Here is a 15,110-nt window from a genome sequence, read left to right on the forward strand (position 1 = left end):
GCGAATGAGCCAAGCAGAACGAAAAAATCAGATCTGCCGCAAGCAATACTGCGCGAGCGCATCCAGCACCGAATCATCCTCACCGACCGCCACCGCGCAGCGAATCTCGACACCGGGGTGCGCGGCGCGGCATTGATCGACGATCGCGGGCAAGTCCTCGCGGACATGTCCGCCTTGCCCGAAGAACACCGGCACCACGGTGATCGCATCGCAGCCTTGCGTGGCGAGTTGCGCGACGGCCGTCGGCAGATCGGGCTCCATCAGTTCGAGAAAGGCGAGCGTAACCGCCTGAGCTTCGCCCGTCGCCGCGCGCGCGGCGCGCAGCTTGTCGGCGAGCCGCTCGAACGGCTCGCGCCAGCGCGCATCGCGCGCGCCGTGACCAAACAGAATCAGTCCGTGCATAGCCATCACGTCAGCTCCTGACGATGCCCCTCAACGCACTGGCGTTAGTGCCGGTCGACCCACTTCAACCCGACGAGTCCCAGCACCAGGTAGACGAGCCCCGGCGTCGCGGCGGTCAACGGCGCGGGCCACGTGTTGAGCGTGCCGATGTGCGAGAACAGCGTGTTGAACAGCTGGAAGCTCATACCGAGCATGATGCCGCCGAACACCTTCATGCCGACCACGCCCGCACGCGTATGCAGATATGCGAACGGCAGCGACAGCACCAGCATCACGAACACCGCGAACGGATACAGCACCTTGCGCCACAGCGCGATTTCATAGCGCTGCGTGTCCTGATGATTTTCGGTCAGATGCTGGATATAGCGGAACAGATTGAACATCGACATCCGGTCCGGCGACACCAGCAGCACCGACAGGATCTGCGGTGTCAGTTCCGAGCGCAGCGAATACTCGGGCAGCGTGACCTGATTCGCGCGATAGACCGGATTGAGCACATCGGCCGGCGTGCCGGGAGCCGGGGCCACGTCGAGCAGTTGCGTGTCGGTCACGCCGGTCAGCAGCCAGTGGCCCGGCGGCTGATAATGGCCGCTTTGCGCGATGCGAATGTTCGACAGACGGAACTTCGAATCGAACTCGTAGATGCGCACGTTGCTGATCGTGGCGTCGGGCTTCAGCTCGCCGACGTTGACGAAGCGCGTGACCTGCTCGCCGTCGGCGCGCTCGGTCAGCGTGTCCTTGACCCAAACGCCCGACTGGAAGTTGCTCGACACCGACGAGCCGAGCGCCTCGAGCCGTACCCGCTCGGACAGCTGATCCGTGTACGGGCCGACTACTTCGCCGATCAGATAGGTGAGGATGACGAGCGGAATGCCGATCTTCAGCAGCGAGCGCAGCGCCCGGTTGGTGGCGAGGCCCGACACGCGAAAGATCGTGTATTCGGAGTTCGCCGCCATCTGCGCGAACACGTAAATCGCGCTGATCAGCGCCGCGACCGGAATGATTTCGTAGAAACGCGACGGCGTTTGCAGCGCGACGCGCAGCACCGCGTACTGAAACTTGTAGTTGCCGTGGCCGACCGAGTTCAGTTCATTGATCAAGTCGAAGAAAAAGAACAGACCTGAAAAGGCAAACAGAATGAACACGAACGTGAGATAGATCTGACGCGCGAAATACCTTTCATAAATGCGCATCGCTCAGGCTCCCTGCGAACGGCTGAACATGGCGCGCGTGAACAGCGGCCGGTTGCGCACGCGCAGCCAGAAGATGAACGCGACGATCCCAAGCACGATCACGTGCAGGATCACGAGTCCGACGCCGAACGACATCTTGCCCTGCTCGATCCATGCCTGCACGACGTTCAGCAGATTCGAATAGGTGAGGTAGATCAATACGGCCATCACGAGGTTGATGGTGCGGCTGCGCCGCGGGTTCTGGTGCGCGAGCGGAATCGCGAGCAGCATCAGGTTGATTGCGATCAACGGAAGACCCGCGCGCCACGCGAATTCGGCGAGGTTCTCTTTAGTGGGATTGCGCAGCAGCGTGAGCGTCGGCAAGCCGGTGGTGGTCGGCGTATTGACGACCGGCTGGCTCTGGATCTTCACGCCGTAGCGCTCGAACTCCATGATGCGGAAATCGGGGTGGCCCGGCTCGCCGTCGTAGCGGCGGCCGTTTTCCAGCACGACGAAACGGTCACCATTCTTGTGCGTCTCGATGTGGCCGTTCTTCGACACGACGACGTTGACCTTGCCGCCCTCGGTGCTCGTCACGAACACGTTCTCGACGTGCCCCTGGTCGGGCGACATCTTCTCGATGAAGAACACGCGGTGGGTGGTCGGCGATTCGCGGAACTGCCCCGGCGCGAGCAGCGAGACTTCGTCGCGCTGCTGGAAGCGCGCGCGGATCAGCTTGCTCTGCTGGTTCGACCAAGGCCAGCCAACGAACACGAAGAACATGATCAGGATGATGATCGGCGTGGCGAAAATGCCGATCGGCTTGATGAATTGCGCGAGACTGACGCCCGAGGACAGCCACACGACCATCTCGGAGTCCTTGTACCAGCGCGTGAGCACGAACAGGATCGACACGAACAGCGTCGCGACGAGCATGATGGCCAGATAGCCGATCACGGTGAGGCCGATCAGGACCAGCACGTCGCGCGGGTCGATCTCGCCCGAGGCCGCGAAGCCGACGATGCGGATCATCATCGTCGTCAGCACTAGCGTGAGGAGAACCATGAACACGGCGCCAGCCGTGTACGCGAGCTCGCGCTGGAGGGAGCGTTCAAAGATCATTATTGATGACGAGAGGGGGCGCTCACGGCGACGCGCGGGTTCGTTCCCGTCACGCCTCCGGTGCAGCCGCCGCGGGAAAAATAGCGGATAATTGCGGCTTTCATCCTAAGCCCAGATTTTATCCGAGGACAAGCGCGATGGACTTTAGCATAAAAGCCTGTGATTGGACCAAAGGCTCGACGAACGGTTTCCTGACCGGCAAATCCGATTGCATCGTGATCGGCGTGTTCGAGTCGCAAACGCTGTCGGGCGCCGCGCTGGAGATCGACGCGGCCACCAAGGGCCTGCTCACGCGCATCATCAAGGCGGGCGACATGGACGGCAAGGCCGGCACCACGCTGTTCCTGCACGAAGTGTCGGGTATCGGCGCGTCGCGCGTGCTGCTCGTCGGTCTCGGCAAACAGGACGCTTTCAGCCAGAAAGCTTACGGCGAGGCGGTCCGCGCCGCGTGGCGCGCGCTGCTCGGCACGAAGATCGTGCAGGTCACGTTCACGCTCGCGCAACTGCCGGTGCTCGAGCGCACCTCCGACTGGTGCGTGCGCGCCGCGATCCTCGCGCTGCGCGAGCTGACCTACCGCTTCACGCAGATGAAGAGTAAGGCGGACAACGCGCCACGCGCGTTGAAGCGCGTCGTGTTCAGCATCAACACCGGCGACGAGAAAGCCGCCAAGCTCGCCGCGAAGCAGGGCGCCGCGCTCGCCAACGGCATGGACCTGACGCGCGACCTCGGCAATCTGCCGAGCAACGTCTGCACGCCGACCCATCTGGCGAACACCGCGAAGAAGCTCGCGAAAGACTGGAAGCTGAAAGTCGAGGTACTCGGCGAGAAGCAGTGCGAAGCGCTGAAGATGGGCTCGTTCCTGTCGGTCACCGCGGGCGCGGTCGAGCCGGCGCAGTTCATCGTGCTGCAGTACCAGGGCGGCGCCGCGAAGGCCGCGCCGGTCGTGCTGGTCGGCAAGGGCGTCACGTTCGACACGGGCGGCATCTCGCTGAAGCCGGGCGAGGGCATGGACGAGATGAAGTACGACATGTGCGGCGCGGGCTCGGTGCTCGGCACGCTGCGCGCGGTCGCCGAGATGGGCCTGAAGATCAACGTGGTCGGCATCATCCCGGCCGTCGAGAACATGCCGTCGGGCACGGCCACCAAGCCGGGCGACATCGTCACGAGCATGAAGGGCATCACGATCGAGGTGCTGAACACCGACGCCGAGGGCCGCCTGATTCTGTGCGACGCGCTCACCTACGCGGAGCGCTTCAAGCCGGCCGCGGTCATCGACATCGCGACGCTGACGGGCGCCTGCATCATCGCGCTCGGCCATCACAACAGCGGCCTGTTCTCGAAGAACGACGCGCTCGCGGGCGAGCTGCTCGACGCGTCGCGTGAAGCGGCCGACCCGGCATGGCGTCTGCCGCTCGACGACGAGTACCAGGAGCAGCTGAAGTCGAACTTCGCGGACGTCGCGAATATCGGCGGGCGTCCGGCGGGCAGCGTGACGGCCGCGTGCTTCCTGTCGCGTTTCACGGATTCGTACCCGTGGGCGCATCTGGACATCGCGGGCACCGCGTGGAAGAGCGGCACCGCGAAGGGCGCGACGGGCCGTCCGGTGCCGCTGCTCGCGCAGTTCCTGATCGACCGCGCCGGCCAATGACGCGCTGCGGTAAGCGCGCGCACGGCGCGCGGCAAGCGGGGCGGAGCGGCCGATGACGAGAATCGACTTTCACTCGAACGTCGGCGATTCGCTGCTGTACGCCTGCCGCCTCGCGCGCAAGGCATATCTGGCGGGCCAGTCGCTCGTCGTGCTGGCCGAGTCCGCGCGTCTGCTCGCCTTCGACGAAATGCTGTGGACCTTCTCGCCGCTCGACTTCGTGCCGCACTGTATGGCAGCCACGCCGCTTGCCGCCGACACGCCCGTCGTGCTGGCCACGAATCTCGACGACGTGCCGCATCATCAGGTGCTGCTCAATCTGGGCGCAACGGTGCCGGCGCAGTTCGCGCGCTTCGAAAGATTGCTCGAAGTGGTCGGTAACGCACATGAAGAACTCGCCGCGGGCCGCGAGCGCTATCGCTTCTATCGCGATCGCGGCTATGCTTTGAATAACTACAAGCAGGGCGGCTAGTTCGTTGCGCTGCGCGTCATTGCCGCGAGGAACGCGGCATGCGGGCCGCCTGCCCTGTCTTCGACTCACGGAGAGCGCACGTGTCCGATCCCCACGACAATTCGATTCCGGTCCTGAACGAGGTCCTCGTGCCGGGCCGCGCGCGCGAGACGCACGAGGCGTCGGCCGATGCCGCCGCGCCCGCGCCCCAGCCGGGCGCCGAACCCGCAACCCCACCCGCCGCGCAACCGGCGGCGGCGCGCGAACCTGCTTCCCGCACGGAACCCGCGTTCGTGCCGACGCCCGCGCACCAAGCCGACCCGACGCTGGCGCCCGAGCCGCTACTCGCGCCCCAACCGGTGCCCACGCCCGAGCAACTGAGTTCGCCGGAGCCCGTGCTCGTGCCGGAGCCGATGCCGACGCGAGAAGCCGCGCATGCGGCGGAGCATGAGCCTCTCGCGCAGACCGAGCTTCATCAGCCGCGCGTGGCCGATCACACGCACCCGAAGAAGCACGCACGGCCGCATCACGGCGTTCATGTGCGACATGGGCATGATGACTTGCAAGAGGACGTGGAGGTGTCGCCCGGCGTGTTCGATCGAACCGAGCCCTTCATACCGCTCGAAGCCGGCGCGACCGTGCCGCCGGATATCGGCCATGACGGCGCGAACGAAGCCGCGCCCGCGCAGCCCACATTCGATGCCGACGCGATCGCCGCACGTTTGCACGGACGCTTCCAGGGTTTTCTGACGGGCGAGGGGCGCGGCATCATCGAGGCGCGCTGCCGCGATGCGGTGCAGCAGCACACAAGCCTGCTCGTGAGTCAGATCACGCGTGAGGTCGCGCAGTCGCTCGAAGTCGCGATGACCGATTGGGTACGCGAAGCGGTGGAAGAAGAAATTGCGCGGCGCTCGAATTGATGCCGCGCTGACGGCAGACGTCCGTTATTTGAGCGTCAGCACCCAGGCCGCCAGTGTGGCCGCCTGATCGGGCGTCAGTTGCGTGTTCGCGGGCATCGGCACGGTTCCCCATACGCCGGTGCCGCCATCGAGGATCTTGTGCTTCAGATAGGTGGCGGCGTCGTTGCGTCCCGCATAGCGGGCTGCAACGTCGTGCAGCGCCGGTCCCATGAACGGGCGCGTGACCGAGTGGCAGCTCATGCAGTTCTTCTGCTGTGCGAGCGCGAGGCCGGCCGCTTCGGCACGGGCTGCGGGACTGGCGGCGCTCAATGCGGCGGCGAGCGCAACAGCGGCTGCTACGGCCGCGTACGACATCGATTTCATTATGGTCTCCGCCAGTGCAGATGCCCGGCTCGTGGTGCACGCATTATAAGAGCAAAGGGGCGCACGGCTTTTCGTGCGCCCCTTCGCGTTTTTTGCGTAGCGCGGCCGGCGGGTTCATCGGTCGAGCCGGCCACGCCCGCCGCGGTGATCAGCCCGTCACCGCCCCCCGGTTCGCCGGCTGCGCAAGCGCGAAATACTTCGCCATCACGCCGCGTGTGTAGCGCGGCTTCGGCGCCTGCCATGCGGCGCGGCGGCGCTGCAGTTCGGCGTCGTCGATGTTCAATTGCAGCAGCAGCCTGTGCGCGTCGATCGTGATCGAATCGCCTTCCTGCACGAGCGCGATCGTGCCGCCGACGAACGCTTCCGGTGCGACGTGCCCGACCACCATGCCCCACGTGCCACCCGAGAAGCGGCCGTCGGTGATGAGCCCGACCGACTCGCCGAGTCCCTTGCCGATGATCGCCGAGGTCGGCGCAAGCATTTCCGGCATACCGGGGCCGCCCTTCGGGCCAAGATAGCGCAGCACGATGACGTCGCCGGCGACGATCCTGTCGGCGAGGATTGCTTCGAGCGCGCTTTGCTCGTCGTCGAACACGCGCGCGGGACCCGTGATGACCGGGTTCTTCAGCCCCGTAATCTTGGCGACCGCGCCGTCTTCGGCGAGATTGCCTTTCAGGATCGCGAGGTGCCCTTCGGCGTACAGTGCCTTATCGATCGGGAAGATCACCTGCTGATCGCTGCGCGGTTTGGCTGGCACGTCCTTCAGTTCCTCGGCGATCGTTTTGCCGGTGATCGTCATGCAATCGCCGTGCAGAAGTCCGGCGTCGAGCAGGATCTTCAGCACCTGCGGGATGCCGCCCGCCTTGTGCAGATCGGTGGCGACATACTGGCCCGACGGTTTCAGGTTGCAGATCACCGGCACTTTCTTGCGTATGCGCTCGAAGTCCTCGATCGTCCATTCGACCTCGGCCGCGTGCGCGATCGCCAGATAGTGCAGCACCGCGTTGGTCGAGCCGCCGGTCGCCATGATCAACGCGACCGCGTTTTCGATCGACCGCTTCGTGATGATGTCGCGCGGCTTCAGATCCTGCTTGACCGCTTCGACGAGCACGCGCGCCGATTCGGCGGCCGAATCGACCTTCTCCTGATCGGGGTTCGCCATCGTCGACGAATACATGAGCGACATGCCGAGCGCCTCGAACGACGAGCTCATCGTATTGGCCGTGTACATGCCGCCGCACGAACCGGTCGACGGACACGCGTTCTTTTCGATGCCCTCGAAATCTTCCTGCGACATGCGGCCCGCCGTGAATTCGCCGACCGCCTCGAACGACGACACGATCGTCAGATCGGTGCCTTTCCAGTTACCCGGTCGGATCGTGCCGCCGTACACGTAGATCCCCGGCACGTTCATGCGCGCGAGGCCGATCATGCCGCCCGGCATGTTCTTGTCGCAGCCGCCGATCACGACCACGCCGTCCATCCATTGCCCCTGCACGCAGGTCTCGATGCAGTCGGCGATCACCTCGCGCGATACGAGCGAGTACTTCATGCCCTCGGTGCCCATCGACATGCCGTCCGAGATCGTCGGTGTGCCGAAGGTCTGCGGGTTCGCGTCGGCGTGCCTGATCGCGGTGACGGCCGCGTCGGCGAGAGGCTGCAGGCCGGCGTTGCACGGCGTGATCGTCGAGTGGCCGTTGGCGACGCCGATCATCGGTTTGTCGAAATCCTCCTTCTGGTAGCCGAGCGCGTAGTACATCGAGCGATTCGGTGAACGCGCGATGCCTTGCGTGATGTTCTTCGAACGACGGTTGTAGGCCATGGGAAGCTCCAGGTCTGGCTGTTCTGATGAACGCGCGCGGTGGCGTTCGCGCGCGCATCCGTTCAGTGTAGTTCCGCCGGACCGTGCGAACCGGCGGTTTTGCGTGACACGCGTCGCGTGTATTATTCGCGGTTGTTCAGGTCGTAAAATGTATTAATCATGCTGCCGACCATTCCCGACCTGCGCCAGTTGCGCTATTTCGTCACCGTCGCCGAGGAAAAGCACTTCGGACGCGCGGCCGCGCGTCTGTCGATGACGCAGCCGCCGCTGTCGCAGGCGATCCGCGCGCTCGAGGAGACGCTCGGCGTCGAGCTGTTCGCGCGCACCAAGCGCTCGGTGGAGTTGACGGCGGTCGGCGCCGATCTGCTGCCGGAGGTGCAGCGGCTGCTAGCGGCCGCGGAAGGGCTGAGGCCGCTCGCGCAGAGCCTCGCGCGTGGCGAGGCGGGTGTGCTGGCGCTCGCGTTCGTCTCGACCGCCGATTACGGCCTGCTGCCGCTGCTGCTGCGCGATTTCGGCGCGCGGCATCCGCGCGTGCGGCTCGAACTGACCGAGGCGACCAGCGACGTGCAGGTCGAGGAACTGGTGGCCGGGCGTATCGACGCCGGTCTGGTGATCGCGCCGCTGCCGTCCCGGTATGTGGCGCGGCTGTCGTGGCTGCCGATCGCGCGCGAGCCGCTCGTGATCGCGATGTCGACGGAGATGGCGCAGCGGGTGCCGGGCGGCATGAACGCCGACGGCAACGCCAATGAAGACGCCGCTGCCGAATGGCTCGACACGCCCGTCAGCCTGCGCGATCTCGCCGACGCGCCGCTCGTGATCTTCCCAAGGCGTCTCGCGCCAGGCTTTTATGACATCATTATGGATTGCTACGGCGTCGCGGGCCTCGCGCCGCGGATCGGCCAGGAGGCGATCCAGATGCAGACCATCGTCAGTCTCGTGTCGGCCGGCATGGGCGTCGCACTGGTGCCGCAATCGTTGCGTAACCTGCGCCGCACCGGCGTCGTATACCGGCCGCTGTCCGAGTCGGTGCCCGCGATCGAGACGGGCCTCGTCTGGCGCACCGACGAGGTCAGTCCGGTGCTGGCGGGCTTCATCGATATCGTGCGCGCGCATGCGGCGAGCGTGGCGTCGCGCGTGTGATCCGCTGTAAAAACTGCTTCCGAACCTGAACTGCCCATAACTACACGATGCTCATTCACCCCAATTTCGACCCTGTCGCCATTCATCTGGGGCCGCTCGCCGTGCGCTGGTACGGCTTGATGTACCTCGTCGCGTTCGTCGCGGCGATCGTCGTCGCCCGGCTGCGTCTGCGTCTGCCGTACGTCGCCGCGCAAGGCTGGAGCGCGAAGGATATCGACGACATGCTGTTCTTCGGCGTGTTGGGCACGATCCTCGGCGGCCGGCTCGGCTATGTACTGTTCTACAAGGCGAGCTTTTATTTCGCGCATCCGCTCGACATCTTCAAGGTGTGGGAAGGCGGCATGTCGTTTCACGGCGGCTTTCTCGGCGTGACGCTTGCGATGATGCTGTTCGCGTATCAGCGCAAGCGCTCGTGGCTGCAAGTCACCGACTTCGTCGCGCCGATGGTGCCCACGGGCCTTGCGGCGGGGCGTCTCGGCAACTTCATCAACGGCGAGCTGTGGGGCCGCGTGACCGAGCCGTCCGCGCCGTGGGCGATGCTGTTTCCCGGCGCCGCGCCTGACGACGCCGCGTGGCTCGCCGCGCATCCGCAACTGGCCGCGCAATGGCATCTGAACGAAGTGTTCGCGCAATATCACATGCTGCCGCGGCATCCGTCGGAACTGTACGAGATCGCGCTCGAAGGTGTGGCGCTGTTCTTCGTGCTGATCTTCTTCTCGCGCAAGCCGAAGCCGCTCGGCGCGATTTCCGCGATGTTCCTGATCGGCTACGGCCTCGCGCGCTTCACGGTCGAATTCGCGCGCGAGCCGGACGATTTCCTCGGCCTGCTCGCGATGGGTCTGTCGATGGGTCAATGGCTGTCGCTGCCGATGATCCTCGCGGGCATTGGCCTGATGGTGTGGGCGTATCGCCGTGGGCGTCGCGAGCCGGCGCAGGCGGTTGGCGCGAACTGAGCCGCGCTCCGGTAGCGTGGCGAGCGCTGCGTGAAAAAAACGCCACGGCATCGACAGATGCCGTGGCGTTTCCCTTTGAGCTTGCGTTCGCGCTTGCGCGTCACTTCATCTGCACCGACCCCGACACGTTGACGGTCACCGTCGACGTGCCGCCTTCGAGCGACAGCGGCGCGCTCTTCGCGTCGGCACCCATCGCGCGCGCGCTCATCATCATCATCGGACGCGGCATCGCGCCGCTGTGATTCACGTTGACCTCGCGAATCGAATAGCCGCTAAAGCCGAACGCCTGCGAGGACGACGCGGCCTGCTCGCGAAACGATTTGATCGCCTCGCCGCTGAGCCGCTGCTCGGCCGCGCGCTGCGCTTCCGGCGACAGCGAGAAACGCACGTTGCCCACCTGCATGATCGATGCCATCTGTCCGGCGAGCTTCGATGCCGCGGCGAAGTCGCGCGATTCGAGCACGACTTCCGTACGGCCGCGCCACGCCGAGATGCGTCCGTCCCGGTCCGTCGACGGAAAGATCGAGAACGCGCCCGAGCGCGCGGTCACGCCGCTGACGCCGCGCGCTTTCTGCAACGCCGCGTCGGCGCGTTCGTTCAGCGTCGACGTCAGCGACGACGGCTCGCTCGCTTCCTGCTCGTAAAACAGCGTGATCTCGACCTCGTCCTGCGGGACTTCGGCGCTCGCCTGCGCATTCAGCGACAGCACGCCCGAAGGCTGCGGCATCATGCTCTGCGCTCGCGCTGGAGCCGGGTTCAGCGCGAGCGCCACAGGCGCGCCAAAGGCGAGCGCGAGTGCGACGGCCCGTGCGGTTCTTTTCGTCATGGCTGGACTCCTGGTTTGCACAGGTTGTGCACGTTCGATGCGAGCACCGCGTGGCGGCGCGCGGTTTGACGGATGCGTTGGCGAATGGCTTCGGGTGCTGGAGAGCGGTCGGGTTGAGCCCACGCTTTCGTTGACCGATTAGGCGCGCTCGACTGGCGCTTGGTTCCCCAATTAGTGTTTTGCGGCCGGATTGGGCTGATGACCCGCGTGCGCTCACGACACGTGCCGCGCCGCGAGTTCACCTTTAAACGAGCCGTTTAGTGATGAATCGCCATTCGGCGTCGGTCACCGGCATGATCGATAGACGGTTGCCTTTGGCGAGCACGCGCATGTTCTGCAATTCGGCATGCTCGCGCAGCGCGGCAAGCGGAATCAGCGCAATTTTCTTCTTGAACACGACGTCGACGAGCATCCAGCGCGGCGTTTCCGGCAACGATTTCGCGTCGTAGTACGGACTCTTTTCATCGAACTGGCTCGGGTCCGGATACGCGGTCGACGAGACCTCCGCGATGCCCGCGATGCCGGGCTCCGGACAGCTCGAATGATAGAAGAGCACGCCGTCGCCGATCTGCATCACGTCGCGCATGAAGTTGCGCGCCTGATAGTTGCGCACGCCGGTCCACGGCAAGGTGCGATGCGGTGCGTTGGCGAGGTCGTCGATGCTTGCTTCGTCCGGTTCGGACTTCATCAGCCAGTAGCGCATGAATCGGAGTCAGCGTGTGAGATTGAACGACGCGCAACAACAGCAGGCGCGTGCGGAAAAGCCCCTGAAAAAGGCGCTCAAACGAAAAAACGACGACCAAAGAAAAACGGCATCGAACCGAAGTCCGATGCCGTTCCAGATAAGGTCCCCGCCTTAGCCGCTAGGCCGGCATCCTGAACCGAGGGTTCAGAATTGGTCGCAGTTAGCAACACTTCGGGTACATCAGACTGAGTGACGCGCACGCCCGTGCTACAAATTTCCGCAACCGTGCACATGGCATTGGTTCAAGGAATATATGACCTTGGCGAACCAGGCAGGGAAGCTAAACCGATGAAGCTACAACACATACCTTTGAACTTGCGACCGGTTCGAAACCGGCCCACTACTAACTAACCCAATACTGCTTACTGCACGCTGTACTGCTCAATCACAGTACCTAGCTGTTCGTTCATTTGCTGCATTGTACGCCGGATTTCTTCAGCGGGAAATGCTTCTCCGTGTCGCACGCTGCTTTGCAATTTAAGCAGTTCCGATGCCAGCGACAGCGCAGCCATCACCGCGATGCGATCCGTGCCCCGGACGTTGCTGTTACCGCGGATTTTCTTCATCTCCGCGTCGACGCGCGCGACCGCCTCGAGCAGCGCGCCTTCCGTTTCCGGCGAACAGGCGAGACGATAGGGTACTTCGAGAATCGATACCTCGATCTGCTTGGTGGTCATGCGCTTTCTCCGTGTCGGCTCACGTCGCTTTCCGCTTCCTCGTGTTCGGGCTGGGCGGGCTCGAGCAGATCGAGCTGGTTATCCGGTTCGCTGCTCGCGCGTGCGCGCGGCAATTTTTCGAGAATCGCATTCAGGCGCACCTGAGCGTCGTCGATCTTGGCGGACAGTGCGTCGCGTTCGGCCTGCAGTGTGTCGCGCTCTTCGCGCAATTGCGCGAGCTCCGCGTGCGTGGCTTGTACCTCGGCACGCGTTTGCGCGAGTTGCTCTTCGAGCGCGAGCCGCGCTTCGTTGTGGCGCTGGCTGATCGCAATCAGTTTGCCGATGTTCTGGGAGAGTGATTCGAGTTCGGTGAGCATGTGCTGCGTCCTCTAAAGACATCGCATTTTAGCGCGGAATATTACAGGTTCCGACAATTGTCTCGTTTCGAGACGTAACAGCATCGCTTCATGCACGTTCGTTGCATGTCGTGTCGTCGACCATAAGATAAAAAACCGGCAATCCATCGGACAATAACCTGCATTCAGCAGAACGGATTGCGCTCCGAATGACCTCTCTTGACGCTCCGCGAGGCCGCTCCTAAACTTCCCGCACTCTGGTGCCCGCGCGCGCTTATCGGCGCGCGCAGTTAAACGGGAAGCAGGGCGCGCGCGGTGCCAAAACCGGATGCGCGAACCTGCGCTGCCCCCGCAACGGTAAGCGACCGCATGTGATGTGCTCATGCAGGTCGGTCCTGATCGCAAGGTTGGAAGTTCAACGTGCGAGTGTGCCACTGCGCGTCACGCGTGGGAAGGCGGGATCGATGTGTCGTAGCCCGGATACCGGCCAGAAAAGAGGGACGTCCCCGCGAAAACGTTAAACAAGGGACGCCTCGTGACGCGTCGGCCTGCGGGGAAGCAGGCCGCGCACGCTAGCCACAGGAATGTCATCCCATGTTGTCCCCCATCGCCCGCGCGATGCTCTTCGCGTTCGCGAGCCTGCCGCTCGTCGTGCATGCGCAAAGCGCCGAGCCCGCGTCTTCATCGTCCGCTTTGGATGCAACCGCTGCGAATGCCGCAAACGTCATCAACAACGCCGCCAATATCACCTCAGCCGATGCCGCGGACACCGCGCTGTCGCCGATCGTCGTGACCGCGCAACGCGGACCGCAAGCGCTGACCGAGGCGATCCCGCAGACCACGCGGTTCGATCAGCAGGACATCGCCGACACGAGCGCGACCGATCTGCCCGGCCTGCTGCAATTCGCGCCCGGCGCGCAAATCTCGCGTACGGGTGGCCCCGGTTCGACCACGAGCCTCTTTTTGCGCGGCGCGTCGGCGACGCAATCGTTGCTGCTGATCGACGGCGTGCGCGTCGATTCAGTGAGCCTCGGCTCCGCTCAGCTCGCGCAGATTCCGCTCGATCAGGTCGATCACGTCGAAGTGGTGAACGGCAACGTGTCGGCGTTGTACGGCTCGGGCGCGATCGGCGGCGTCGTGCAGGTGTTCACGAAAGACGGCGGCGATCATCCGCCGCGGTTCAATTTTTCGGTCGGCTACGGCAGCTATCACACGCAGACGCAAACGGCCGGCGTGAACGGTGCGCTCGATCAGGACGGCCGCACGACTTTCAGCATCGCGCTTGCGCGCACCAAAGACGACGGATTTTCGTCGCTCAATCCGCTCGAGGCGCCGAACGCGAATCCGAACCCGAACGGCAATCTGAACGAAAGCATCACCGCGTCGCTGCGTCACACGTTCAACGACAAGTGGGACGCGGGCGTCAGATACTTCCAGTCGAACAACAACAACAGCTACGACAATGCGTACGGCGAGCCCACCGATCTGAACAACCTCTACAGCAAGGTGCGTCAGGTGTCGGTATTCGCGAACGGCAAGTTGACCGACTGGTGGACCACCCACTTCACGCTCGCGGAGGGCGACGACCGCAGCGTATCGAACACCAATGGCATCGACAACGGCCGCTTCAATACCGACAATCGCCAGTACACGTGGCAGAACGATTTCGCGCTCGCCGCGAACCAGAAGCTGCAACTCGGCTACGAGCATCTCGACCAGACGCTCGACTCCGACACGTTCGCCGCGCCCGAGCGTCACGTCGATTCGGTCTTCGCGGGCTACAGCGCGCGCTTCGGCCGCAACCAGATTCAGGCCAACGTGCGACGCGACCAGTACTCCGATTTCGGTGGAGCGAACAGTTACTATCTCGGCTACGGTTTCGACATCACGTCGCACTGGAAGGCAACCGCAAGCTATTCGGATGCGTTCCGCGCGCCCAGCTTCGACGATCTGTACTATCCGATCAGCGGCAATCCGTCGATCCAGCCCGAGCGCAGTCATTCTGTCGAAGCCGGTTTGCAGTACGCGACCGATGCGCTCGGCGTAATGCGGTTGAACGCCTTCCAGACGCGTTATACGAATCTGATCGACTACGTGCAGACGATCCCCGGCATCTATCTCGCCGAGAACGTCGGCCATGCGAAGGTGCAGGGACTCGAAGGATCGTGGAGCGGTCATGTCGGCAAGACCGACGTGCGCGCAACGGTGACGCTGCAGAATCCGGTCGATCTCGACAACGGCACCGACCTCGTGCGGCGCGCGCGACGGTTCGCGTCGTTCGCGGTGAATCGCGGCATCGGTGGATGGCGCGTTGGCGGCGAGTGGATCGTCAGCGGTCCGCGCACGGATAGCACTGGCAACCTCGGCGGTTATGGCATCGTGAATCTGTCGGCGCGCTACAACATCACCAAAGCGTGGTACGTCAGCGCACAAATCGACAATCTGTTGAACAAGGATTATGAAACGGCCTACTCGTACAACTCGCCGCGACGCGGTGCGTATCTCACGCTCGGCTGGCAGCAGCAATGACGCGCGC

General features: G+C 64.1%; 15 protein-coding genes, 1 other RNA gene and 1 riboswitch. Of the genes, 6 read left to right on the top strand and 10 right to left on the bottom strand.

Annotated features, from left to right (window positions below):
* Positions 1-27: 27 nt before the first annotated feature.
* Genes OKW43_RS17585 through lptF form a run of 3 tightly spaced genes read right to left on the bottom strand, consistent with a single transcriptional unit; the run spans position 28 to position 2,696 of the window.
* The gene (locus OKW43_RS17585) at positions 28-408 is read right to left on the bottom strand and encodes a sirohydrochlorin chelatase (RefSeq protein WP_429448727.1); all 381 of its coding nucleotides are present in this window, start codon (positions 406-408) and stop codon (positions 28-30) included.
* Between the two features lie 38 nt (positions 409-446).
* Positions 447-1,595 (bottom strand): LPS export ABC transporter permease LptG, encoded by a 1,149-nt coding sequence (lptG, locus tag OKW43_RS17590; RefSeq protein WP_187636650.1) that lies wholly within the window; start codon positions 1,593-1,595, stop codon positions 447-449.
* Positions 1,596-1,598: 3 nt separating this feature from the next.
* Positions 1,599-2,696 carry an LPS export ABC transporter permease LptF gene (lptF, locus tag OKW43_RS17595; RefSeq protein ID WP_187636649.1) on the bottom strand — a complete coding sequence of 366 codons (1,098 nt, stop codon included), beginning with the start codon at positions 2,694-2,696 and terminating at the stop codon, positions 1,599-1,601.
* A 137-nt stretch (positions 2,697-2,833) separates the two neighbouring features.
* On the opposite strand from lptF, the gene OKW43_RS17600 reads away from it, so the two are divergent.
* The 3 genes from OKW43_RS17600 to OKW43_RS17610 all read left to right on the top strand — a co-directional run bounded on the left by OKW43_RS17600 (position 2,834) and on the right by OKW43_RS17610 (position 5,713).
* Complete coding sequence (locus tag OKW43_RS17600) at positions 2,834-4,345, top strand: leucyl aminopeptidase (protein WP_187636648.1); 1,512 nt, start codon at positions 2,834-2,836, stop codon at positions 4,343-4,345.
* Positions 4,346-4,397: 52 nt separating this feature from the next.
* Positions 4,398-4,814: a DNA polymerase III subunit chi gene (locus OKW43_RS17605; RefSeq protein ID WP_429448730.1), complete on the top strand. Its 417-nt coding sequence runs from the start codon at positions 4,398-4,400 to the stop codon at positions 4,812-4,814.
* 80 nt (positions 4,815-4,894) lie between these two features.
* A complete protein-coding gene (locus tag OKW43_RS17610; protein WP_429448732.1) occupies positions 4,895-5,713 on the top strand; it encodes a DUF2486 family protein in 819 nt (272 codons plus the stop codon).
* A 24-nt stretch (positions 5,714-5,737) separates the two neighbouring features.
* On the opposite strand, the gene OKW43_RS17615 is transcribed toward OKW43_RS17610, so the two are convergent.
* Together OKW43_RS17615 and ilvD are read right to left on the bottom strand one after the other, a co-directional pair.
* Positions 5,738-6,076 (bottom strand): c-type cytochrome, encoded by a 339-nt coding sequence (locus tag OKW43_RS17615; protein WP_187636645.1) that lies wholly within the window; start codon positions 6,074-6,076, stop codon positions 5,738-5,740.
* A gap of 148 nt (positions 6,077-6,224) precedes the next feature.
* Positions 6,225-7,898 (bottom strand): dihydroxy-acid dehydratase, encoded by a 1,674-nt coding sequence (gene ilvD, locus OKW43_RS17620; protein WP_429448734.1) that lies wholly within the window; start codon positions 7,896-7,898, stop codon positions 6,225-6,227.
* Positions 7,899-8,057: 159 nt separating this feature from the next.
* Here ilvD and OKW43_RS17625 point away from each other — a divergent pair, with 159 nt between their 5' ends.
* The gene (locus OKW43_RS17625; protein WP_429448736.1) at positions 8,058-9,038 is read left to right on the top strand and encodes a LysR family transcriptional regulator; all 981 of its coding nucleotides are present in this window, start codon (positions 8,058-8,060) and stop codon (positions 9,036-9,038) included.
* A gap of 47 nt (positions 9,039-9,085) precedes the next feature.
* Positions 9,086-9,991, top strand: coding sequence for a prolipoprotein diacylglyceryl transferase (gene lgt / locus OKW43_RS17630; protein WP_429448738.1), 906 nt, complete (start codon positions 9,086-9,088; stop codon positions 9,989-9,991).
* Between the two features lie 100 nt (positions 9,992-10,091).
* Here lgt and OKW43_RS17635 read toward each other — a convergent pair whose 3' ends face one another.
* The 5 genes from OKW43_RS17635 to OKW43_RS17655 form a co-directional block, all read right to left on the bottom strand.
* Positions 10,092-10,817 (bottom strand): SIMPL domain-containing protein, encoded by a 726-nt coding sequence (locus OKW43_RS17635; RefSeq protein WP_429448740.1) that lies wholly within the window; start codon positions 10,815-10,817, stop codon positions 10,092-10,094.
* A gap of 244 nt (positions 10,818-11,061) precedes the next feature.
* Positions 11,062-11,520, bottom strand: coding sequence for an EVE domain-containing protein (locus OKW43_RS17640; protein ID WP_429448742.1), 459 nt, complete (start codon positions 11,518-11,520; stop codon positions 11,062-11,064).
* A 141-nt stretch (positions 11,521-11,661) separates the two neighbouring features.
* A non-coding RNA gene (ssrS, locus tag OKW43_RS17645) (6S RNA) lies at positions 11,662-11,843 on the bottom strand.
* An 81-nt stretch (positions 11,844-11,924) separates the two neighbouring features.
* On the bottom strand, positions 11,925-12,239 hold the full coding sequence (locus OKW43_RS17650; protein ID WP_187636639.1) for a cell division protein ZapA: 315 nt from the start codon (positions 12,237-12,239) through the stop codon (positions 11,925-11,927).
* Complete coding sequence (locus tag OKW43_RS17655; protein ID WP_187636638.1) at positions 12,236-12,595, bottom strand: ATPase; 360 nt, start codon at positions 12,593-12,595, stop codon at positions 12,236-12,238. The genes OKW43_RS17650 and OKW43_RS17655 overlap by 4 nt, the downstream gene beginning before the upstream one ends.
* Before the next feature lie 220 nt (positions 12,596-12,815).
* Positions 12,816-13,080: riboswitch (cobalamin riboswitch) on the top strand.
* An 88-nt stretch (positions 13,081-13,168) separates the two neighbouring features.
* Between OKW43_RS17655 and OKW43_RS17660 the strand changes: the two genes are divergently transcribed.
* On the top strand, positions 13,169-15,103 hold the full coding sequence (locus OKW43_RS17660; RefSeq protein WP_187636637.1) for a TonB-dependent receptor domain-containing protein: 1,935 nt from the start codon (positions 13,169-13,171) through the stop codon (positions 15,101-15,103).
* The last annotated feature ends 7 nt before the right edge of the window (positions 15,104-15,110 follow it).

Source organism: Paraburkholderia sp. WC7.3g (assembly GCF_050436345.1).
GTDB classification, from domain to species: domain Bacteria; phylum Pseudomonadota; class Gammaproteobacteria; order Burkholderiales; family Burkholderiaceae; genus Paraburkholderia; species Paraburkholderia podalyriae.

What these genes read in the sequence shown, in the direction of transcription:
- OKW43_RS17585 (WP_429448727.1), bottom strand. Translation starts at nt 408, where the DNA reads ATGGCTATGCACGGACTGATTCTGTTTGGTCACGGCGCGCGCGATGCG.
- lptG (WP_187636650.1), bottom strand. Translation starts at nt 1,595, where the DNA reads ATGCGCATTTATGAAAGGTATTTCGCGCGTCAGATCTATCTCACGTTC.
- lptF (WP_187636649.1), bottom strand. Translation starts at nt 2,696, where the DNA reads ATGATCTTTGAACGCTCCCTCCAGCGCGAGCTCGCGTACACGGCTGGC.
- OKW43_RS17600 (WP_187636648.1), top strand. Translation starts at nt 2,834, where the DNA reads ATGGACTTTAGCATAAAAGCCTGTGATTGGACCAAAGGCTCGACGAAC.
- OKW43_RS17605 (WP_429448730.1), top strand. Translation starts at nt 4,398, where the DNA reads ATGACGAGAATCGACTTTCACTCGAACGTCGGCGATTCGCTGCTGTAC.
- OKW43_RS17615 (WP_187636645.1), bottom strand. Translation starts at nt 6,076, where the DNA reads ATGAAATCGATGTCGTACGCGGCCGTAGCAGCCGCTGTTGCGCTCGCC.
- ilvD (WP_429448734.1), bottom strand. Translation starts at nt 7,898, where the DNA reads ATGGCCTACAACCGTCGTTCGAAGAACATCACGCAAGGCATCGCGCGT.
- OKW43_RS17625 (WP_429448736.1), top strand. Translation starts at nt 8,058, where the DNA reads ATGCTGCCGACCATTCCCGACCTGCGCCAGTTGCGCTATTTCGTCACC.
- lgt (WP_429448738.1), top strand. Translation starts at nt 9,086, where the DNA reads ATGCTCATTCACCCCAATTTCGACCCTGTCGCCATTCATCTGGGGCCG.
- OKW43_RS17635 (WP_429448740.1), bottom strand. Translation starts at nt 10,817, where the DNA reads ATGACGAAAAGAACCGCACGGGCCGTCGCACTCGCGCTCGCCTTTGGC.
- OKW43_RS17640 (WP_429448742.1), bottom strand. Translation starts at nt 11,520, where the DNA reads ATGCGCTACTGGCTGATGAAGTCCGAACCGGACGAAGCAAGCATCGAC.
- OKW43_RS17650 (WP_187636639.1), bottom strand. Translation starts at nt 12,239, where the DNA reads ATGACCACCAAGCAGATCGAGGTATCGATTCTCGAAGTACCCTATCGT.
- OKW43_RS17655 (WP_187636638.1), bottom strand. Translation starts at nt 12,595, where the DNA reads ATGCTCACCGAACTCGAATCACTCTCCCAGAACATCGGCAAACTGATT.
- OKW43_RS17660 (WP_187636637.1), top strand. Translation starts at nt 13,169, where the DNA reads ATGTTGTCCCCCATCGCCCGCGCGATGCTCTTCGCGTTCGCGAGCCTG.